Source organism: Candidatus Flexifilum breve (genome assembly GCF_016713355.1).
This window is the reverse complement of record NZ_JADJPI010000037.1, coordinates 908,639-930,680: the sequence shown is the minus strand read 5'-3', so window position 1 is coordinate 930,680 and position 22,042 is coordinate 908,639. Positions and strand designations below refer to the sequence as shown.

Sequence of the window (22,042 nt, the reverse complement as noted above, 5' to 3'; positions counted from 1 at the left end):
GTAGGCAGCGCGACCGCTTGACTCCGGTCGTGTTTAGGCACTCGGCAGCAGCCAGATCCGCGCCTGCGGCAGTTGGATCGGGATCGTCTCCCCGACCTGCACTTGTAAGTCGGCCGGGCCGTGCACCAACCATGTATGGCCCGCAACATCAAGCTGAATCTGGGTGTGGGTTCCCATATACACCTGAAGCAGCACCTTAGCTTCGATACAGTTGCTGTCGGCTAAATTTGGTTTCAACTGGACATCCTCCGGGCGGACGGTCACCAACACGTCACCCTCAACTTGAGCGACATGCAGCGGGTCAACCGACAACCTGCCCAGCGGAGTCTCGATGTAGTTACCGCGGCGTGTTCCCTTCAGCAAGTTGTCGTTGCGGAAGAAATGAGCGACCCGCGTACTTTTCGGGCGTTGATAGAACGAATGAGGGACATCGTACTGCTGCAGCACGCCGTCAAACATCAACGCGATGCGGTCGGCCAGCATGACGGCTTCTTCCTGATCATGCGTCACAAATACGGTAGTGATGCCCATTTCGCGCTGAATGCTGCGAATGAGCTCGCGCATCTCCAGCCGCAGATTCGCATCAAGGTTGGCGAGCGGTTCGTCAAGCAGCAGGACTTTCGGACGCACGACCAGCGCGCGCGCCAGCGCCACCCGCTGCTGCTGCCCGCCAGAGAGCTCGTGGGCGCGGCGTTTGGCAAAACCGGGCAGTTTGACCAGTTCGAGCATTTCGTCAACCCGCCGCTCGATCTCTTGCTTCGCAACGCCCTGCATCTTCAACCCAAAGCCTACATTTTGGCCCACCGACATCGTCGGAAAGAGCAGATGCTTCTGGAACACCATCACCGCGCCACGCTTTTCCGTTGGGATCGTGATGATGGATTTATTGTCAAAGAGAATATCTCCAGAGGTGGGCAGCAGCAGCCCGGTGATCATCCGGAGGGTGGTCGTTTTCCCGCAGCCTGATGGGCCAAGAAAGGCGACCAATTCGCCAGACTCAATTTCCAGATTGAGCCGATCAACGGCCGTCACATTCCCAAATCGTCGCGTCAAATCCCGCAGAACTACGGTGCTCATAACCTGCCAAAGCCTCCCATGACGGACGATTCACGCCCAAGCTGGCGCGAGGTGAGGATCAGAACCAGAATTGCGGGCGCAACGAAGATGAGGCTGACAGCCGCAGCCGTGGAGTAGTTCGTACCGCTGATGAAGGGGAACAACACCATCGGCAGAGTAATGATGACGCCGCCGCCGATCAACACGGTCGTGATGTACTGCCCCCATGAAATCAAAAAGGTGAACATGGTCGCCACAACCAGACCCGGCAAAATGCCCGGCAGTGTCACATAGCGCACCACATTGAAGTTTCCCGCGCCGAGCGTGCGAGCAGTGTCTTCTAATTCCGTGCCATAGTTGGCAAAAACACTCGACATCACCAGCACCATGTAGGGGATACAGGGAATGAGGTGGACGAGACACACGCCGATGAAGGTGTCGGTGAGGTTGAGGCGGATGAACACCTGATGGATGCCCATCGTCGCCACGATCCCCGGCACAATGATCGGTACCATCAGCAGCCATTCCACAGCCGACTTACCCCGAAAATCGTGCAGCGCCAAAGCGCGCGCGGCCGGCAGCCCTACCAGAATCGAGAAGATCGAGACCACCACGGCAATGGCGAGACTGTTCGCAAACCCCTCGCCCACGCGCGAGGTGGGCGTCATCACATACTCCCACGGTTCGGTGCTCCACGTCGTGGGGAGCAAGGCGGGAAACAGCCAGCGATGGGAGAATGACCACACGAACTGCGGCAGAATCGGCGCGAGGCTGACCACCACAATGCCGATGAGAACAAACCAACGCAGAGCTTTCTTCATAATGAAAGGCAGCGCTCCTTTAGCGATTGACCGTATATTTCGCCAGTCGCTTGTAAGCGATTAGCAGCACGATAGCGATCACGGTCAAAATGATACTCATCGCCATTGCCTGAGGCCGCAGCGCGAGATCCGGGTCTTGATAATTCTGAAACGCTAACACCGGGAGCGTTGTCGGGAACCGCGCGCCAAGGAGCAGCGGAATTTCGTAGCTTGAGAAAACATAGGCAAAAACAATAATCGAGGTTGACAACACGCCCGGCATAATCAGCGGCAGCAGCACATACCGAAAGCGCTGCCACGCATTTGCGCCGAGGGTGCGCGCAATCTCCTCATACTGCGGGCCGATACCCTGCAGGACCGCGAGGACGACGACACCGATGAAGGGGACTTCTTTCCATAAGTAGGTCAGTTGGATGGCGATGCCCGCCCGGTCGAAAACCATGACAGGAAAGTCCCGTGGCGCAGCGATTAATCCTAAGGCATAGGCACCACGAGCCAGTAAACCGCTCTGCGTGACGAGTAAAACAATCCCGGCTGCGGCAACCAGATGTGGTATCGGGATCGAGAGCTGAAACATAAAGGTAAAGAAGCGGCTGCCCTTAAACGTATCGCGCAGCACGAGCGCCAGCGCAATGGCCAGCACTGAGGACATGACTGTGCTGAGCAGCGCTAGTCGGAAGGTCTGCCACAGTGATTCAAAGGAAATCGGGTCGGAGAGGACATCCTGATAGTAGCCAAGTGTCACATCATACGAGCCAATCGCCGGAAAGTAACCGAGGCTCTGCTGCAAACCCACAATCAAGCCGCCAAAAAACAGGATGAGAATCGTGCCCACCGCGGGCAAAACCATCAGCGGCGAGCGTAGTTTCTCCATCAAAGTAAGCCAGCGCATACACGCTCCTGAATCGATTTGCGGTCACGCGTCCGGGCAAGAGCCACGCTCTTACCCGGACAATAGCACGTTGTGGAAACTACTTTTGCAGAACGTTCTCGATCCAGCCCTGTTCCATGGCAGTCACCCAAGTGGCCGGGGGTTCGGGCAGCGTGTGCGCAGCCAGTTCTTCGGCGGGCAGTGTCGCCGGGTGCCGTTCGTAACCCGCCACCGTATCCTGGAATTCCTGTGAGTACACGGCGGGCGAAATCGGCGACAACCAGCCCCACTGTGCCGGGTCAGTCAGCTTGAGCTGGTATTCTTCGCTCAACATGAAGTTGGCCACGACCATCGCGCCCGCCGGGTTCGGCGCGTTGAACGGAATGGTCACAAAGTTGTTATTGGAGATCGTGCCCGTATCAAAGACGAAGGTGCGAATGGTTTCGGGATAGATACCCTCGTTGATATTGCTCGCAGCGCGACCGGGATTGTAGTCCATGTTGAAGGCGACTTCCTGATTCGCCAGGAGATCCGTGAGCACCGAGGCTTCGGGGTACGTCTCACCCGCGCGCCACAGATTCGGTTCCAGTGCGTTCAGATATTCCCAGACGATTGGCGCATACTGATCGAACACCGCCTGATCGAAGTCGCCGAGGAACGGTTCAGGCCCACCAGCTGCCCAGTAGAACAGATGGCGAACGAAGACGCTGCCGACGAAGTCCGGAATCGCCGGATAGGTGAACAGCCCGGGATTGGCGGCCGCCCATTCGGCAAGCGCTTCAAATGTCCGCGGGGGTTCTTCGCCCACCAGCGCCGTGTTGTATTCAATCACGAACTGTGCGTGACCCCACGGCGATTCAAAGCCGTTGACCGGATAGCCAAAGTCGAAGGCGAGCGCCGGATCTTCCCAGTTCACATAGCGGGCATTGGGGATCGCTTCCGACCACGGGCCGTAGAGCAGTTCCGCCTGAGACAGCGTGCGGAAGTTCTCACCGTTGATCCAGATGAGGTCAACCGTACCCGTCGTATCGCCAGCTGCCGATTCATCCAGAATCTTGTTGACCACGTCGGCGGTATCCACGAGCGGAACACGATTCAGGGTGATGCCATACAGTTCAAGGACGCGGGCACCGATGTCATTATCAACATCCGTATTGATCTTGTCCGAACCGCCCCACATATGCCAGTTCACCGTTGTTCCCTGCGCGGCGGCGAGGACATCCGCCCACGTTTCGTAACCCGGTACCGGGCCAAGCAGTTCGTCTTCACTGCTGTCTTGCGCGGTCACCGCCCCGAGCGCGGTCAGCAGGACCAGCAGCAAAATGAAAAAGGTTCGTTTCACACTAAACACAATAGTTCTCCTTGAGCATCTATACAGGACATGTATCGAAGGAAAATGGCAGAGTCTGGATCGCTGTTAACTCATCGACACCTCCATCTACAGACAACCCACAACTGCGCCCGTACAACGCCGTCTTCGGCGACTGCACCTCGTTATGTCACGCCACTTCCCGCCGCAGGAGTGCCAGAGCACGCGCGAGATCGGCATCAGGATCTTTGACAAGTGGACGCCATGTGTTGACCGTCCGCCCGGTTTCAGCATTCGGATTTGGGAAACACTCAATCACAAGCGGGCCGCGGTAAGCGGTCGCATCCAGCGCCTGTTTGACCACCTGCCAGCGCACTTGACCGCCGCCGGGAAGTTTACGATTGCTCTCCGCACAGTGGAAATGCCCGAGCTTGGGACCAGCGGCGAGAATGGCCGCGGCGAGATCATCTTCTTCCATACTCATGTGATAGGTATCAAGTTGGAGTTTCACCGCTGGATGATCGACGAGGGCGAGGTATTCCACCCCTTGCTCGACGGTATTGCAGATGTACGTCTCGAAGCGGTTGATCAGTTCGATGCAGAGGGTAATGCCCTGATCACTGGCCACCTGTGCCACTTCGCGCATGGCGACAGCACTGCGCTCCCGAAAGGGACGCAAGTCACGCTCAGCTGGGAAATGTAACCACGGAACGTGCGGTAAACCGCCTAAAATCGGGCTGCCGAGCCGGGAAGCCGCTTCGACGCAGCGTTTCAGATATTCAATCCCACTTTGGCGCACACTCGCATCCGGACTAGTAATATCCTTTTCGAGAGGAAGGCCAAGACTGGCATACACGCTCAAACCAAGATGATCGAGTTCGGAGCGCATTTGGGCGATTGGAGTATCGGGGCCGGAAGTTAGAGAAATTTCGACAGCATCAAAACCAAGATCTTTTGCTTTCGCGAAGCACGAGGTTTGATCGTCGGACCAGTTTTGCAGCCAATAAAAAATCTCAATGCCTGTTTGCCGCATATCAAAACAATCCAATTTGCATTATCTGAAATCTAAAATCTTTGTTGCTGGCAAGAATAGCACCGTTTGACGTTTTGTCAACACGTCTATTGCGGACCGATCTACCCCTAGAAATACAAGTTTGAAGTGACTCCTTGACAGGATGACTGATTATGCCTACCATAACACGGTATTGGCGGTAGAGAACTGAAATTTCACATTTCAGACTACCTCTTAGATCTAGGTGAAATCCTGTTGACTACCCCAGATGGTTTATCACCGGTCGCGGTTCCTAACCTGAACGATGTTGTTTATCACTTGCTGCGAGAGCGGATTTTGACGCGCGGGTTCGTACCGGGTGAACGGCTCGATCTCGATGATTTAGCGACGCGTCTCCAAATTAGCCGCACTCCGCTAAAGGACGCGCTCAATCGTCTCACGGTTGAAGGGTTGATTGAGATCCAGCCGCGTCGCGGCACCTTCGTCACCAAGCCAGACGCCCAGAAGCTGGATGAAGCCTATAAGATTCGCAGTGCTTATGAGCTGTATGTCGCGCTGTGCATTTTCAAATACCTCACGGCCGAAGATTACCGCTTCTTCGAAGACATCCACCAACAAATGGATGAACTGGCGCGCAGCGGTGACTGGCAGAAGGTCGCGCCAGAGTACTTGAGTCTCGACCAGCAGCTCCACGAACGTTTTGTCTTGCGCGGTGGTCCGCCCCGGATGCTGCATCTTTTTCAGCAGACGAATGTGCACACCTACGTCCGGCTGATCGTACCCTGCCTCAGCGAACGTGACTTCGAGATGACGCACTTTGAACATGAGCAGATTTTCGCAGCGCTTGCAAGCCAAGCGCCCGATCGACTGAACGCTGCTCTGCTCAATCATCTGGAAGGCGCACGCTTGCGTGTTGGGAAAGCGTTTAACTGCTCGACGTAGCATCGTTTATCGGCGCGCCTACAGAAGGACTCATTCCACCCCCAATGGACGCTTTTTCGAGCCTGCAAAAACGGGTTGTGTTGGTCGGATGGGTCACCTATGCGGCGTACTATCTAGGTCGGGTTAACCTAGCGTCAGCGCTGCCAGCGATGGAACGCACATTTCGTTGGTCACCCGAGCAAACGAGTGTACTCGCCGGGGCCATGCTGTGGACGTACGCCGCCGGGCAGTTATTCAACGGCTGGTTAGGCGACCGCGTGGCGGCCAGACGCGTTGTATTTCTCGGCATGCTCGGCTCAACCGTCGTCAATCTGCTGATGTCTGTCAGTACCGCGCATGAAGTGCTCGTCATCCTCGCGCTGATCAATGGTTTCCTGCAAGCGATGGGTTGGGGACCGATTTTGCGGACGCTCAGCGATACCCTCGAAGGGTCGCAGCGGCGGCGCATTGCGGGCTGGTTTGGTGCCTCCTACATCGTCGGCAATACCCTCACTTGGATGCTGTGTGGACTTCTGCTCGCACAGGGACAGTGGCAAAGTTTATTCGTCATCCCCCCACTGATCATGCTGCTGATCGGCTTCGTTTGGTACCGCCTCAGTGGGGATAGCCGTTTCCACCAGAACCAGCAACCGGCTCGACCTGAACAACTCAGAGGCATTCGCCTGCGAGATTTCGGCGTCTTCCTGTTCACGGCCATTATCGCGGGCGCTCTGCTCAACGGGATGCTGCTCTACGCCCCCGCGTACATTGCCCAAACCTCACCGCTCGATCAAGCCGCAATTGGCGCGGTTGTCTTTCCGATTTTTGGCTTGCTGGGCACGATTTGGCTCAGCAGCTTTGTGCTGCGCCGCAATCAGGGACACGAAACGCGCGGCATGATGATCTTGCTTGGCTTAGCGGCTGCCGCCCGGGGACTCGCACTGCTTTTGCCGCCGTCAACTGTCACATCCGTGTTGCTGCTCAGCGTCATGGGCATCACCTCCTACGCGCTCACCAATCTGCTGCTGACCGCGGTGCCACTGCTCTATGCTCATTTGGGAACCTCACAGGTTGCGGGAGTGATGGACGCCGTCCACAGCATTGGTGGGGCTATTGGCAGCACACTGGTTGGTGTACTCCTTGGTCAAGGGGGCTGGTCATTGGTTTTTGGTGCGTGGGTGCTCCTGCCGTTGATCGCGATTGGGCTCATCGCGGTAGGTTCGCGCCGCGTTAAATTGCCGCAGACTTAGTGTTTTTGAGAAAGTGAAGGTTTTATGACTGCACCACTTGAAGGCATTCGGGTGATTGATCAGACTCAGGCGCTGGCCGGACCGTACTGCGCGATGATTCTCGGCGATATGGGTGCCGAGGTCATCAAAATTGAGCGTCCCGGTAGTGGCGACCAATCGCGCACATGGGGACCGCCGTTCATTGACAGCGAAAGTACCTATTATCTGGCCGTCAACCGCAACAAACGGAGTATGACGCTCAATGTAACGCATCCGCAAGGGAAAGAACTGCTCTACAAACTCATCGACGGTGCCGATGTCTTCATGACCAATATCGCGACCAATGCCTCGCTAAAAAAGTATGGGCTGGATTATCCGACACTGGAGTCGCTCAACCCGCGTTTGATTTATGCGTCCATCAGCGGTTATGGGCGGGTGGGCAGTCGAGCGGATCAGTTCGGGTATGATCTGGTGGCGCAGGCGGAGTCGGGCGTCATGTCGATCACCGGACACCCGGGCGCGGGTCCCATGCGCTTCCCCACCCCCATCGCCGATATGACGTGTGGTATGTTCACGGCGATTGGGATTCTCGGGGCGCTACAAGCGCGGCACACCAGCGGACGCGGGCAGATGCTCGATATGTCCCTGCAGGAAGGTCACATGACGTGGCTGGAGAACTATGCGGGTGCCTATTTTGCGACCGGTGAGAATCCAATGCAATACGGGAATCGTCACCCTCAGATCGCCCCCTATGAGCCTCTGCAAGCGGGTGATGGACGGTGGTTCATCCTCGGGGTCGGCTCGGATAACACCTGGCAGAAATTTTGTGCAGTCGCTGGACTCGATGGTTTAGGCCAGGATCCGCGGTTCACGACGAATTCGGATCGTGTGCGTAACTATGATGCCCTCATGCCCCATGTCAGGCAGGCGCTGCTCCAGCATTCGGCCGATGAGTGGATGCAGATTCTGCGCGAAGCCGATGTTCCGGTCGGGAAAATCAACAGCGTCGCCGAAGCGTTGGCCGATCCACATCTACTGGAGCGCCACTTCATTGTGGAACTGGAGCATCCCACGCTCGGCACGGTCAAATCGCTCGCTACTCCCGTCCATATGTCGGCGACGCCGCTGCGCTATGATCGCCATCCACCACTGCTTGGCGAGCAGACCGAAGAGATTTTGCACGAACTAGGTTATGGCGCTGATCAGGTGTCCGATCTGCGCCAAGCTGGCGTTGTCTAGAACAGATACCCCCTTCAACTCGAATGAAGCTGAAGGGGTTGTTTTGTACCAAGTGGATCCAGCCTATGATCCGCTTTCAATTGGCAGGCTAGAATCGGCTGCCCATTCCTGCATCGACCCATCGTAGACGCTGATGTTTGGCACGCCGAGCAGCGTGAGGATCAAGGCGTCGCTGGTAGCCGAAATCCCCGCACCACAGTAGGCCACAACTCGCTCTTTTTCCAATACGCCACTTTGCGCAAAGGCAGCGCGCAGCGCGTCTGCTGGTAGATACGCGCCTGTCGCCGGGTCAACAAGACTTCCCCACGGCACATTGCGGCTCGTTGGAATGCGTTGGCTGTGGAAGTCCGACTCACCAAGCGTATTGAGTAAACACGCTGAAGCTGCTCCGGCCTGAAGTTCACGCAGCACCTCATCTTTGCCGATGAGGAAGCTCGGTCGGTGATGCGGCGTAAAGACAACTGGCGGACGGACTGTAGCGTTCGTCGAAGTCGGTCGCCCCTCGAGTGCCCACTTCTTCCAGCCGCCATTGAGCACAGCGGCGTTGTCGAAGCCAAACGTCCGCAGTAACCACCAAACCCGCGTCGACCACATGATGTTATTCGCGTCATACACAACAACCCGTGTGCCTTCACCAACTCCATGGCGCCCCAACGCCGCGGCAAACTGTTCTGCCGATGGAGCGCTGAAACGGAGGGTCGGATGCGGTGACGAAATCTCCTCGATCAAGTCGATAAAGGTGCTGTTGGGGATATGTCCAGCTTCCCAATTCTCACGTCCACTGACAATTGAAAGCGCGCTAGTTTCCGGATCGGTGCGGTAGTAGACGGTCGCATCCAGAATGCGCAGATCAGGGTCGTTCAAGTGCTCTTGCAACCAATCAGTCTCAACCAAGTATTCGGGATGGGCAAAACTACTCGTCATAAGTCTCTCTCAATCTCCTATACATAGTTACTTTTCGCAAGACGAAATCACCCCCCAGCTTGTTGTGTTAGGGCATTTAAATCTGATCACCAGAATAAAAACGCCCCGATTGCACGAACCGGGGCGCTCAATGTCTTGCAATATTTGTCATCACGACGTGATCAGCTCTCCCGGCAAGAAGGTATGCGACAACTACAACAACAGCGACTGAAAAACCACACGAAGTTAGACCTTATGTTGGGCGAACTGAGCACAGTGTAGCGGTGCGACTTTGGGCTGTCAAGAATCTTGCCAGAGCTGAGTCGCTATAGGTCGCCAAGGGGCTGAAGCCTGTAAGGTGGCACTGGCACTATCACAAGAGTTGGTCTCTTTGGTTTGCCCCACACGAGAAAGCCGATCCGTTTTAGGTCGCGTTTTTATTTCCAGCAGAGAAGTCCTCTTGTCTTTTGTTTCAGTCTGAGCCAATCGTTCAAAACATCGCGCACAATCCAGTTGTCGGCTATGCTCAACCCATAGACGGTGGTCTTCCGGCTCAAGTAAAGGCAGCTTTTTGGAAAAGTAGCTGGTGATAGATGTCTGCAAACAGGGATACACTTCAAAGGATTAACTTCTATGAGCGGCTGCGCGATGCGCTTTACGCCCTCTACGATCCGATAGTTATTACGGATAGCCCGCTCAATGCATGGCTGCAGCTTGACCAAAAAAACGCACCACTCGGCTTGCGTCAAGCACTTATGGATGCCATTAGCGCCCTTAAACCGCCCGAAAGCGATCCACGCAGCTCGAAGAGTTGGCGCATTTACAGTGTGCTGCACCAACGATTCATCGGGCAGTGGTCACAGCGAAAGGTTGCGCTCAATCTGGCCTTGAGCGAACGTCAGCTTCAACGCGAAGAAAAGGCTGCGATCAAGGCACTGATGATCTACTTGTGGACAACCTATCGGGTTGACCAAGGCTGGCAAACAGAGACTGCGTCGTTGGACGATCTGGGTGACGTCGAGGAGCGCTCTCACAAGCTTAGCGAGGTGGAAGCGCAAGAACTGAGAGCGCTTGCCAGCTTGGTCGAGACGGACATTGCCGTCGTGCTAGATGGGGTATTGGCGACTTTGAAACCCGCATTAGAACGTTCGCGGATACAAGTTGAGAACCATGTTGACCTTGGAATGTATCTTAAACGTGGATACGCTCAGACTTTACCAGCATTATCTGGCACACACTGGCTATCAATATGTTGGTTGCAACGCGCCGCTGCAAAGCTTACACATGGCGAGGGACAAAGCGGTTCGCTGCATCGTCCTTGATGTTTTAATGCCGGAGCTCGATGGCTGGCGCGCCCTAGAAATCCTGCGCCACGATCCGATCACCGAGGCGATCCCCATCATCGTCACCTCTATTCTGCCACAAGCAGAACTGGCACTCGCGCTCGGCGCAGTTGAATTCATGCGTAAGCCTATCACTCAAGCAGATCTCCTCGCTGCATTGGGTCGTTGGTATCGGCCGTTGTCGAAAGAATCGGCATAACGGCCCGCAGACACTTCATGAGTCGACTCACTGAAATATCGTTTTTCGTGGTCATGGTGATGCAGCGACTGACTAGCGGCTGAGAATCAACCTCATTGGCGGACATTAGGATAACTGGAATCCTTTGGAGATCGGGTCGACTGGCGCGCACGGCGAGGAACTCAACCCCGTTCATTGTGGGCATGACTAGATCGAGCAGGATGACGCGCGGTTGCAGCGCTTCCAGGATGCGCAGTGCCTCAGCCCCATCATTGGCGGTCATGACGCTGAAGTTCTGATCGTCCGCGCTCAACATGCGCGCGAACAGCTGACAAGCGTCCGGCTCATCATCGACGATCAGCACACTGCCGTCCGTAATCCCTCGACTCTCGAGCGTTTGCAGAAGCCGCTCACGGGAAACTGGCTTAACGAGGATGTCGTTGACACCGAGAGACTGTGCGCGCTCATCTGTATCCGGGATCGAACAGGCAATCACCAGCATGCCGGTATCCTGCGCTAGCTGGCGCAATGCCGCCGGATCGAGCATGTCCAGCTTTTGATTCACGAGAAGAAGGTCAATCGATAATTCAGCGCGGCGCTGTTCGAAATCCATGGGTAAGACTTCAACATCACTCATATAGCGTGTGATCAGCCTCCCGAGCACGTCACCCTGTTCCATGACAAATGCTTTTTGGTTCGCTACTTGTTCAGCGCCGCGCTTGGACGATAGACGGGGTTCATAGTGCAAATGTGGACTGAACAAGCGCATATGATCATTGGCCGCCTGGCTGTGCTGTAACAACGGCAGTGAGATGAAGAAGGTGGTTCCCAAGGCGATCTGGCTTTCCACCCAAATACGCCCATCATGCATTTCGACGAATTTCTTGCTGATCGCCAACCCGAGTCCGCTGCCACCATATTCACGCCGAATCCGCGCATCAAGCTGCTCAAATGGCTTAAAGAGCCGGTCCAAATCGGGTTTGGCGATACCGGGCCCTGTGTCGGTCACCGAAACGATCAGATTTTCGTCATTGATCGATGCCCGAATGATCACACCGCCCTGCTCCGTGAAACGGCCTGCATTGCTCAGGATGTTGAGCAAAACTTCCTGAATGCGCGTTCGATCACAGAAAACATAGTGGATGTCATCGTGGATCTCGTGATGCAAATACAGGTTTTTCCGCTTGAACAGCGGGGTAACCGCTGCAATCACGAATTCAATCATCTCGCGGAAATCGACCGACTCGCGCGTGAGTGCCATTTGATCCGACTCGATCTGGCTCATATCCAGAACATCGTTGACCAATCGGGAAAGCTGCTCGGCATTCCGCTGCACGACGGCGAGATCGGCGAGCAGCGCACCGGGTAAGGGTGCGTTATACATACGGGGGGACTGGGTGATCATCTCGGTGTAGCCCATGATCATATTGAGCGGCGTTCGCAGTTCGTGGCTGACATTCGCTACAAACTGCGCCTTCGCCGAACGCTCGGTTTCGGCAATCTGGCGGAGATTCTGCGTCAGTTTGTTCAAGCTGTTGAGCTGGGCATTTGCTCCTTTAAGCTCGGCGACGGTTTGTTCATATTCCGCGCGTTTATCTCGAAGCTGTTCCAACGTTTCGTTGGCAGCGGCATAGACTTCTTCCGCCCATTCCACCACATCGCCGATGGGTTTGTAAGCGGCGCTTAAAATGCCGTAAATTGCCCAGCAGCTTAGAAGCGCCCCGATTAACCAGATCGATGTGTCTGGCTCACCTTTGAGCAAGGTGAAGGCGAGCAGCAACCCGGACTGAATCATCGCCATTACTGCCGAAGCGTCCAAACCGATTAGCACAGCGGCGAGGGCGGGAATCAGAAAGGCCCCAGCATAAACCGGGACTGTGCCCAACCAGTCGGTTGACAACATGAGCATTGATTCCAGCAGAAACAACACTGCCCACTTCGCCGCGGTTGACGATCTGGAACTCAGGTGTCCGATTCCGGAAGATGCGGCAAAAATATAGACCGCGAACAGACTGAGCGTGAGTTTCGTCGGCATGTCGTTTGCGGCGGTGCCTGCCGTGAAAACAGCGAGGGCGCAAACATAAAACACAAGGATGATGGGCTGCACAGAGATGCGCGTGTCGCTCTGGAAGTTAATCGCGGAGTTCCGCATAAGCCTCCTCGATGTCGCCTTTATGTCGTGCTCTTGGCGTGTCATACGTTGAAATGAGAGTTAACTATATGAAATGCAAGTGTAATTATAGCAACCCGGTGCAAAAGGAGATTTGTAGTCCGTCACTTCGAACACATCAGTCCAAGAAATTGCCAAGTTATGTAAGTAAAAGGAAAAACATCGTGTCCAAGAGCAACTTTTCCCGCTTTGTCGTGCTTGTCATGCTGGTCGTTCTTTTGTTAGGGGCGGTTTTGCCCAGCGCCGCTCAAGCTGTCCCCGAATCCGATCCGACCGCGCCGATCCGGGTCTGGGTCGACGCTGAACGCGCGCGTCAGGTGCAGGCTTTCATCGATGCGAATCCCGATAAAGCCGCGCTCATCGAGATCATCAATGAGCCGCTGGGCGCGAACGTGCAGCAGCGCATGCTGCTCTACAACAACATCGGCGGCAACTGGCCCGATGTCATCTTTGAAGACCCGTCAACCTGGCGCACGCTCAATACCCCGCAGTTCGACTTCTTCCCTGCCGATCTGCGCCCGTATATTCCGCAGGATGTGCTCGATCAATTCTATCCGACCGCGAATGACCCGTGTATTGCGCCCGATGGCAGCCTGATCTGCGTGCGGAACGACATTGCGCCCGAGGTGATGTTCTACAACGTACCGGCGTTCGCGGAATTTGGCTACGAACTGCCGACAACGTGGGAAGAATATGTCGCGCTGGCGCAGCAAGTCGCGGAAGAACACCCCGGCTACACAATGGGGCAGCTGGACGGATGGGAACCACAGCTTCTGTGGTACCGCCACTCGGAATGTCCGTTGATGCAACCGCTCAGCGCTTCTAGTTTCCTTGTCAACTTCCTGCATCCGAACTGCCAGCGCATGAGCGAAATGCTGGATACGGTCAACGCGCTCGGTGTCCTCGACAATCAAGGGACGTTCAGCGCGGGCTATGGTCAAATCTGGGAGTCCGGCAACTGGCTGATCCATTTCGGACCCTCGTGGCTGCCGGACTTCGTCATCAAGGGGCTGTACCTGAACGCGGATGATCCCGAAAATCAGGGGACAGTTGGCGTAGCCCTTCTCCCCAACTGGGCTGATCAGGCGACCCGCACCACCAGCAATGTGGGCGGCGGTTCATACGCGATGAGCCGGCACACCCTCAACGCGGACTTGGCAGCCGAACTGATCATCTTCGTCAGCACAAACCCGGATGTCGGCGCGGCTCAGGCGGCGACCCCGGCTTATATGCCCAGTGCTGCAGCGTGGGGCGCGAGCCTGCTCACCCGCGTCCCCCTGCTCGCCAGCGATCCCGATCCGTGGACGGTCATCAGTGAAGCTGCGTCCGGTGTCATGGCGGACAGTGGTTTTGAAGGTCCGCCACACTCTTCGCCGGTCTTCAGTCCATTCTTCACCGATGTGGCAGCGGGTAACCGCACGGTCGTCAGCCTGAATGATGATTTGCAGGCGGCGCTGGTGGAAGCTGTCACCACGGCAGGCTTTGAAGCGGTGACAGACGGACCGTAAGCCGGGTCTATCTGCGGCCTAACGAACCGGAAATGGGACAGCGTTGGCAGCGTGGCGCTGTCCTGTTTTCCTGTTTTACCGTTGTCTTAGCTTGAGGAGATCGCCATGTCTGCTGTAAATCGCGTCGCCGCCAACGATTCTTACCGGCGTGCCGCGCGCAAAAAGCGTAGACCCATCGGAGATTGGAGTCTGCTGCTGATCGTCCCGTATCTGGTCGCGGTATTCATCTTCCATCTCGGCCCGGCATTGGTTGCCCTCATATTCAGCTTTTCGAAGTTCACCTTTGGTCGACCCGAGCTGTTCGCGGCGGGTCTCGAAAACTTTGTCAAAGTCTTCTCCGATCCGGTCTTCTTTCGCTCCTACAGCAATGTCATCCAATTCTCAATTCTGGCGACCGCGGTCGGGTTTGTCGGTTCGCTGGGGATTGCGCTGCTGCTCGCGCTCACCCGCGACCAGTTTGGAAGCGTGGCGCGGTCGCTGCTGTTTTTGCCCGGTGCGATCAACCCAACGGTCGTTGGCTTGATTTTCATTTTCATGCTCGACCCCGCAGTCAGTCCGTTTGGGTTTCTCTTTCGGGCGGTCGGGTGGAACGCGACCACCGATTTTGTCAGCGCGTCAAACGCGGTTGTGATCATGACGGCGCTGCGCTTCTTCATGTCGTCAGGCGCGTGGATCGCGATCTTTTATTCGGCGCTGGAAGGCGTCTCCCAAGAGCTGATCGATTCTGCAAAAATTGACGGCTGTTCCCCGTGGCAGTTGGCGTGGCTGGTGCGTCGCCCCATGATCATGGGTTTCGTCTGGTTCATGATCATTCAACTGGTGGCCTACAACCTGCAAATCTTCGCTGAACCGTATGTGATTTCGACGGCGTTGGGCGGGGCGAGTTTCATTGACCGCTACTGGTCACCGAACATGCTTGGTTCGTTCTATACCTTGCAGCGGGGCGATCTCGGTATGTCGGCGGTCGTTTCGCTGTCACAGACCGTTATCAGTATTACGGCGTCGATCTTCGTCGTCACTAGAACCGGTGCATTTGTCACTTCGACAGATTGAATTTCATTTCGGAAGCACATTTGATGGCAAAAGACTTTTCATACCCGAAGCGCCCAACAGAACCCGGTCGCACTTCCAATCTCTGGTTACAACGCTGGTTGTTTCGAACCGGCATTGGACCGGGAACTTACCTCGTCCGCGTCATTATCATCTGCCTGCTGATCTTCACTTTCCTGACACCAATGCTGTGGTTGGTCACCGCGATGACGAAAACCAATGCGCAGCTCATCAATCTGCCGCCCTTCGCGATTGGTTCGCTGGACTGGATCGGTCACGCATGGAACAACCTGCTCCTGTACTTGAACGGCGTGATTGTGCGCTGGATCTTGAATTCCGTGCAGTACACGACCCTTGGGCTGATCCTCAGCTTGCTCACGGCGATCCCGGCGGGATTCGTCCTCGCGGTCATTCGTTTTCGCGGGCGGAGTGTGGTGTTATGGATCACGCTGATCATGATGCTCGTCCCCGGTGATGCACTGGTGCTGCCGCTGTACATGGAGATGTTCTATCTGCGCATCATCAATACCCCATGGGCCTTGGTGCTTCCCGCAGCCTCGTTTCCGATGGGCGTATACCTGACCTTTCAGTACTTCAAAGCCAGCCTACCGCCCGACATCATTGCTGCGGCGCGCGTGGATGGCTGTTCCAACTTCCAACTCTTTCGGTATATCGGTTTACCCCTGTCGAAAAACATCGTCGGCGTGCTGGCGTTTACCAACTTCGCGGCCTTATGGAGCAACTTCTTCGCTGCCACTCTACTGGTGGACTCGACACAGCTCAAAACGTTACCCGCCGGGATTTCGATTATCGTGGGGAGCTGCGGTGCCGTCCTGCCCGCGGCGACGCGCTGCGTCATGCCCCCCGACGGAACGACGATTGCCCGCGCTGAGGTCGCGCTGCTCGGCGTGATTTCGACGCTCCCCGTCCTGATCATCTACATCCTTGCGCAGCGATTGGTGATTCGCGGCGCGACCGCCGGAGCAATCAAAGAATGAACGGCACACCGCTAGACTTACTCGATCAATACAATGTGACTTGGACAGAGTTTGCCCAAACCGACCGCAGTTCGATGCCGATTGGCAATGGCGAGGTCGGTGTCAATGTCTGGATGCAGCCGGGCGGAGAACTGCACTTCTATTTTGCTCGCACGGATGCCCGCACCGAAACCGATCGCAGCGTCAAGCTCGGCAAGGTGCGGCTGAAGTTTCTCGCCAGTGCCGGGCTCTTCGACCAACCGTTCCGGCAAACGCTCGTCTTGCGGGACGGGCGAATTGAATTTAATTTCGGCACGGATACCGCGCAGTCCGCGCGTTTGGAAGTGTTCGTCGACTCCGACCAGCCTGTGATTTATGTGACCGGACAGTTCTCGGTTCCCGTCACCGTGCAGGCCGATTACAGCAACTGGCGGACGGAGCCCTACCGCGGTGACATGCAGTTCAGCGGCGTGATGGAGACGGCGGACATCGTCCACCCGCGTGACGGGGGAATCCTGTTTTATCATCGCAATGGCGCAACCCAGATCCCGTTCATCACTCAGCTTGAGGCAGTCACCGCGCTAGCCGATACCATCCCCGACTGCCTGACCAACCGCACCTTCGGCGGGCTGCTATCGATGGAGGGCGCAGCGCTCAACGGGAACGCGGGCTTAATCTCGTCTACGCCGGTTCGGGAGTTTACGCTCCGCGTGATCACGCACAGCGATCAAGTGACGGATGTCGACGATTGGATCACCGCAGTCACGGCGCTGCGTACCGCAGTCTCCACCCCCGGCGAAGCCTGTCAGCGCACGATGGCATGGTGGCAGGATTATTGGCAGCAAAGCTGGCTGTTTGTCGAAGGTGATATACCCGTCACCGCGGGAGTCACGCCCGAACTGTTGTCCCTCCCGCTCGAAGTTCAGCCTGCGCCCAGCCCGGGTGTATCACAGGTGACGCAAGCGTATATCCTGACGCGCTGGATGTTCGCCTGCATGGAACGAGGCACGTTTCCCATTCTCTACAGCGGCGGCTTGTTCAACGTGATGCCGGGGATGAATGAACATCTGGGTGATATTTTTACGTTCAGTCGCTCGTTCAGCGCGCGTCCCTTTGGTGAATCGACGCCAGAATTTAACCCGGATGAACGCGGCTGGGGACATTTTTACCTGTGGCAAAACACCCGCCTGCCCTACGCCTCTATGCTAGCGCGCGGCGAACACGAGCCCGTGCGGGCGCTGTTTCGTTTCTACCGGCGCTTCTGGGAACTTGATCGCGGACGCGCACAGGTGTATTACGGGGCGCAAGGGCAGTACAACACGGAAATCGTTCATAGTCACGGGTTGATGCCTTCGGCGGTGTATGGTCTTGATCGTGCGGGTTTAGCGGATGGCTATGCGGCGAATCGCTGGGGCGGCGCGGTCGATCTTTCGCCCGGTCTGGAACTGCTGCAGTTGATGCTCGACTATTACGATTACGAACGTGACGATACCTTCCTCAGCGCTGAACTGCTGCCCTACGCCCGTGATCTGTTGGTGTTCATCGAGACGCGCTTTCCTGAGCGCGACCAGGGCAAGATCGTCATCGCTCCAATTCAGTCGGTCGAAACCTACTGGGACACGACCAACAGCTTGCCCGTGGTCGCCGGGATGCACGCCGTAGTCGCCCGAATTCTGGCGCTCGATCCCGAAAAAGTGCCGGGACGCAATTACTTCTCGCATGTGCAGCAGATTATGCCCGACCTGCCCATGGAGACCGTTGCGGGCACCCGGCTGATCGCGCCCGCTGCGGTCTATGATCCTGAGCGGCACAATGTCGAAGCCCCGCAGCTCTACGCGATCTTCCCGTTCCGGTTGTATGGACTCGGCAAACCGGATCTGCCCATGGCGCGGGAGAGTTTTCGGCATGGTACGCAGGTGGTCGGAAACTATCAACCGTTTATCGTTGGCAAGCCCCCCACCTATCCCAGCTATTCGGGTTGGCAGTATCACGGTTTGGTGACGGCGCTGCTCGGTCTGACGGATGAAGCGCAAACTATTCTCCAGAACAACTGCGCCTTGAGCAATCCGGGGCATCGCTTCCCGGCCATGTGGGGGCCAATCTACGATGCTGTACCCGACATTGACCATGCATCCAATATCCTAACGACGCTGCAACTCATGGCATTTCAGGCCGAGGGGGATGAGATTCGACTGCTCCCCACGTGGCCCAAGGCCTGGGATGTGTCATTCAAGCTGCATGCGCCGCGCGGCACGACGGTCGAATGTGTGTATCAACAGGGCAAGATCACGCGCCTGATCGTTACGCCGGAGGAACGGCGGAAAGACGTGGTGTGCGATGTCGAACTCCCTCAGTAGGCCGTTTTCCGTAGCTGCTGTGGTGGAACACAATCGATTCTCTTTGGGTTCCATAAACGCCGTGATCTGCCATATCGTCGTTAGCCACCCAAGCATGGGACAGTACTCGCAAATGCCTAAGGTTGGATAGTCTTATGCCGCTTCTGTTTGATATGTCATTTGATCAATTGAAAACCTACGCAGGCACGAATCCTCGGCCCGGCGATTTCGATGCCTTCTGGGATGCGGCGCTAACCGAAATGCAACACACTGACTCTCAAGTTGAATGCGTCTCGGCCGATTTCGAGTGTGCCTTCGCCGAGTGTTTTCATTTGTATTTCACCGGCGTGCGCGGGGCGCGCATTCATGCCCGGTTCGTGCGCCCCTTGCAGCGTTCCGGCAGTCAACCCGCCATACTGATGTTTCATGGGTATCAGGGCGCTTCACCCCAGTGGGTTGAATTACTGCCCTACGCCGCACAAGGGTTTGTGGTGGCAGCGATGGACTGTCGTGGGCAGGCTGGGCTGTCCGAAGATATCGGCGGTCACAAAGGAACTACACAGTCTGGCCACATCATTCGCGGACTGGATGGCCCGCCTGAAAACCTGTTGTTTCGGCATATTTTCCTAGATACCGCCCAGCTTGCACGGATTGTTATGGATATGCCCGAAGTCGACGCAGGTCGCGTTGGCGTAACCGGCATCAGTCAGGGCGGCGGTCTCACGCTCGCGTGTGCGGCGCTCGAACCGCGTATCCGCCGAGCCGCCCCGATCTTTCCCTTCCTGTGCGATTACCAACGGGTGTGGCAGATGGATCTGGCTCAAGATGCCTATGCGGAGCTGCGCACCTACTTCCGCAATCACGATCCGCTGCACCAGCGCGAAGCCGCCATCTTTACTCAACTGGGCTACATCGATGTGCAGCATTTGGCACCGAGAATTCGGGCCGAGGTGCTCGCGAGTATCGGACTGATGGACACCGTGTGTCCGCCCTCCACGCAATTTGCTGCTTACAACAAGATCTCCGCGCCCAAGTCGTTCGCCGTGTATCCCGATTTTGGGCACGAGGGGCTGCCAGGCATATATGATGCGATTTTCCAGTTCATGCAATCGATGTAATTGGCCAGATCGCAGCCGTCACTCAACAAAGTATGCCCGTTTACCAAGTACGGTAAATGCAATAACTTGCCCACTCGGTGCTGGCTCAGAACTCGACATCTTCAATCGAAACGGAATGCATCGACTGAGTGCGCTTTTGTCCAAGTACTTCGACGTAGGAATCCTATTTTGGGATTCCGCATCACCCTATACTACAGACGAAATGTGACTTTTGTCGCGTTTGATATTGATTCCATGATAGTTGCATTGGAGCAAATTATGTTGGGAATTAGGAAAATTCTTGCGTTTCTCGTGCTGCTTATGAGCATTGGTTCCGTTTCGTTGGGTGTCGTGACGGCTCAAGACGATACCGTCTTTCGGGTGATCGAGCCGGTGGCTTACCGTGCGGCGGGGATGCTGGCGACCCCCAGTGAACGCGCTGGGCATGTCGTCGATCTTCTGTGGCTGCCGCTCGTCGGCGGCGACACTAATGCTCAACCCGTCCCCACGGGTTTAGCCGAATCGTGGGAAGTAGCCGCGGACAATATGTCGGTTGTCTTCACGCTGCGTCAGGATGCCAAGTTCTCCGATGGTTCGCCGATCACGGCAGCGGATGCCGCGTGGAGCATCAACTATCAGATTATGAGCGGTCATCCCGACATCTACGGTCAACACGACTTCTTCCCTGCCCGCCGTGAATACGCGAACATTGTCGGCGCGCAAGAAGTCTTCGACGGCGGTATTCCAGCAGATGAGTTCGGCGCGGCGGATGTCGCAGGCATCATCGTGGTGGATGATTACACGCTGCGCATCGAATTCACACAGCCGACCCTGTTTATGCTCAATAACCTCCAGTTTGCGCGTATAGCCAAAGCCGAATCGGTGCTGGCCAGTGCCGGCAAAACCTATGCCGATGATGCCTACTGGACGACCGAATCCGGCACAGTGTTTTCGGGTCCGTTCATGCTGGAGTCATTTACATCGGGCAGCGGCATGACCCTCGTTCCTAATCCCTACTGGTTTGGCGCTGCACCAACTGTTAGCCGCGTGGAGTCCATTTTTGTCCAAGACCTGTCTTCGGGCATCGCGGCTTTCGAGAATGGGGAAGCCGAAGTTATCGATTTCACGATGACCCCGATTGATGTAGCGAACCTGGCATCGTCGGAATATCTCCAATCCAGCCTCGTGAGCTATCCCAGCTTGAGTGTCGTGCAGTTGTTCGTCACGCCCTTCCGCCCCATGGACGACGTGCATGTGCGCCGGGCGATCTCGATGGCGATTGACCGGCAGGCCCTGAGCAATGTGTTAGGCGGTGGCGACGGCCAAACGACCTATCAGGTGATTTCCGGTCACTTTGCGCCCGCCAACGTAAACTGCGGGGATCAATTCGCCAGCGTTGTTGGTATGCCCTACGATCCAGCCGCGGCTCAGGCCGAACTCGCCTTGTCACCCTATGCCGCGGAGATCGCCACGATGCCGCTGAACATGCAGTTGGGCATGTTCGGGATGCCGCTCTCGCAAGACTTGATCATCGCTCAGGTTGTCCAAGCGATGCTTCAACAGAATCTCGGTATCACGGTGAACATTCAATCGTCGCCCATCGCTGACTTCAACGCGCCGCCCTACCCGACGCACCTGTGGCCGAACGAACAGGGCGATCACTTCATCGATCAGATGGCCTTTATGAACAACCTCGCCTCCTTGAACTCTGCCGACCCGCTGCCCGATGAAGCGCAGATGGGGATGGTGACGATGCCGCGTGTCCCCGAACTCCTTGACCTGATGGCGCAGGCCGCTGCTGCGACCGACATTACCAGCCGCTGCGAGATTCTGGCGCAAGCCCAGCAGGTGTGGGTCGATCAGGTGTATACCATTGACCTGTTCACACTTGATAGTTCGATGCTGATCGCTCCGTATGTCGAAGGTGAAGTGATCAACAACTTTGGTGGTTCACTCAGTTTCCGTGAAACCCTCGAAGGCCTCAGTTACAACCGCTAGGCAGCGGTTGTAGTCCGTCGATTG

18 protein-coding genes are annotated in these 22,042 nt (G+C 56.3%); 11 read left to right on the top strand and 7 right to left on the bottom strand.

From position 1 onward, the window contains the following. Window positions 1–33: 33 nt before the first annotated feature. The 5 genes from IPK17_RS34975 to IPK17_RS34955 form a co-directional block, all read right to left on the bottom strand. Window positions 34–1,077, bottom strand: a complete 1,044-nt coding sequence (locus IPK17_RS34975) for an ABC transporter ATP-binding protein (RefSeq protein WP_343422351.1) — start codon at window positions 1,075–1,077, stop codon at window positions 34–36. Further along, the gene (locus IPK17_RS34970) at window positions 1,074–1,877 is read right to left on the bottom strand and encodes an ABC transporter permease (protein WP_343422350.1); all 804 of its coding nucleotides are present in this window, start codon (window positions 1,875–1,877) and stop codon (window positions 1,074–1,076) included. The genes IPK17_RS34975 and IPK17_RS34970 overlap by 4 nt, the downstream gene beginning before the upstream one ends. Before the next feature lie 19 nt (window positions 1,878–1,896). Further along, the gene (locus IPK17_RS34965; RefSeq protein ID WP_343422349.1) at window positions 1,897–2,769 is read right to left on the bottom strand and encodes an ABC transporter permease; all 873 of its coding nucleotides are present in this window, start codon (window positions 2,767–2,769) and stop codon (window positions 1,897–1,899) included. 79 nt (window positions 2,770–2,848) lie between these two features. Beyond that, complete coding sequence (locus IPK17_RS34960) at window positions 2,849–4,099, bottom strand: ABC transporter substrate-binding protein (RefSeq protein WP_343422348.1); 1,251 nt, start codon at window positions 4,097–4,099, stop codon at window positions 2,849–2,851. A 148-nt stretch (window positions 4,100–4,247) separates the two neighbouring features. Beyond that, window positions 4,248–5,090 carry a sugar phosphate isomerase/epimerase family protein gene (locus tag IPK17_RS34955; protein ID WP_343422347.1) on the bottom strand — a complete coding sequence of 281 codons (843 nt, stop codon included), beginning with the start codon at window positions 5,088–5,090 and terminating at the stop codon, window positions 4,248–4,250. A 234-nt stretch (window positions 5,091–5,324) separates the two neighbouring features. Here IPK17_RS34955 and IPK17_RS34950 point away from each other — a divergent pair, with 234 nt between their 5' ends. Genes IPK17_RS34950 through IPK17_RS34940 form a run of 3 tightly spaced genes read left to right on the top strand, consistent with a single transcriptional unit; the run spans window position 5,325 to window position 8,458 of the window. Next, a complete protein-coding gene (locus tag IPK17_RS34950) occupies window positions 5,325–6,011 on the top strand; it encodes a GntR family transcriptional regulator (RefSeq protein WP_343422346.1) in 687 nt (228 codons plus the stop codon). 44 nt (window positions 6,012–6,055) lie between these two features. Then, entirely contained in the window at window positions 6,056–7,240 is a 1,185-nt protein-coding gene (locus IPK17_RS34945) for an MFS transporter (RefSeq protein WP_343422345.1), read from the top strand. Between the two features lie 24 nt (window positions 7,241–7,264). Next, a complete protein-coding gene (locus IPK17_RS34940; protein WP_343422344.1) occupies window positions 7,265–8,458 on the top strand; it encodes a CaiB/BaiF CoA transferase family protein in 1,194 nt (397 codons plus the stop codon). Window positions 8,459–8,521: 63 nt separating this feature from the next. Here the strand turns inward: IPK17_RS34940 and IPK17_RS34935 are convergent, their stop codons facing one another. After that, the gene (locus IPK17_RS34935) at window positions 8,522–9,382 is read right to left on the bottom strand and encodes a sulfurtransferase (protein ID WP_343422343.1); all 861 of its coding nucleotides are present in this window, start codon (window positions 9,380–9,382) and stop codon (window positions 8,522–8,524) included. A 572-nt stretch (window positions 9,383–9,954) separates the two neighbouring features. Between IPK17_RS34935 and IPK17_RS34930 the strand changes: the two genes are divergently transcribed. Continuing rightward, entirely contained in the window at window positions 9,955–10,683 is a 729-nt protein-coding gene (locus tag IPK17_RS34930) for a hypothetical protein (RefSeq protein WP_343422342.1), read from the top strand. After that, window positions 10,589–10,903: a response regulator gene (locus tag IPK17_RS40825; protein ID WP_350341677.1), complete on the top strand. Its 315-nt coding sequence runs from the start codon at window positions 10,589–10,591 to the stop codon at window positions 10,901–10,903. Before IPK17_RS34930 ends, IPK17_RS40825 begins: the two co-directional genes overlap by 95 nt. Here the strand turns inward: IPK17_RS40825 and IPK17_RS34920 are convergent. After that, window positions 10,836–13,034, bottom strand: a complete 2,199-nt coding sequence (locus IPK17_RS34920) for an ATP-binding protein (RefSeq protein ID WP_343422340.1) — start codon at window positions 13,032–13,034, stop codon at window positions 10,836–10,838. The genes IPK17_RS40825 and IPK17_RS34920 overlap by 68 nt on opposite strands. 182 nt (window positions 13,035–13,216) lie before the next feature. Here IPK17_RS34920 and IPK17_RS34915 point away from each other — a divergent pair, with 182 nt between their 5' ends. The 6 genes from IPK17_RS34915 to IPK17_RS34890 all read left to right on the top strand — a co-directional run bounded on the left by IPK17_RS34915 (window position 13,217) and on the right by IPK17_RS34890 (window position 22,018). Then, entirely contained in the window at window positions 13,217–14,560 is a 1,344-nt protein-coding gene (locus tag IPK17_RS34915) for an ABC transporter substrate-binding protein (protein ID WP_343422339.1), read from the top strand. 105 nt (window positions 14,561–14,665) lie between these two features. Further along, on the top strand, window positions 14,666–15,613 hold the full coding sequence (locus tag IPK17_RS34910; RefSeq protein ID WP_343422338.1) for a carbohydrate ABC transporter permease: 948 nt from the start codon (window positions 14,666–14,668) through the stop codon (window positions 15,611–15,613). Window positions 15,614–15,636: 23 nt separating this feature from the next. Beyond that, window positions 15,637–16,608 carry a carbohydrate ABC transporter permease gene (locus tag IPK17_RS34905; RefSeq protein ID WP_343422337.1) on the top strand — a complete coding sequence of 324 codons (972 nt, stop codon included), beginning with the start codon at window positions 15,637–15,639 and terminating at the stop codon, window positions 16,606–16,608. Next, window positions 16,605–18,944 (top strand): DUF5703 domain-containing protein, encoded by a 2,340-nt coding sequence (locus IPK17_RS34900; RefSeq protein ID WP_343422336.1) that lies wholly within the window; start codon window positions 16,605–16,607, stop codon window positions 18,942–18,944. Before IPK17_RS34905 ends, IPK17_RS34900 begins: the two co-directional genes overlap by 4 nt. Before the next feature lie 134 nt (window positions 18,945–19,078). Beyond that, entirely contained in the window at window positions 19,079–20,041 is a 963-nt protein-coding gene (locus IPK17_RS34895) for an acetylxylan esterase (RefSeq protein ID WP_343422335.1), read from the top strand. Between the two features lie 300 nt (window positions 20,042–20,341). Then, window positions 20,342–22,018: an ABC transporter substrate-binding protein gene (locus tag IPK17_RS34890; protein WP_343422334.1), complete on the top strand. Its 1,677-nt coding sequence runs from the start codon at window positions 20,342–20,344 to the stop codon at window positions 22,016–22,018. Window positions 22,019–22,042 lie beyond the last annotated feature (24 nt).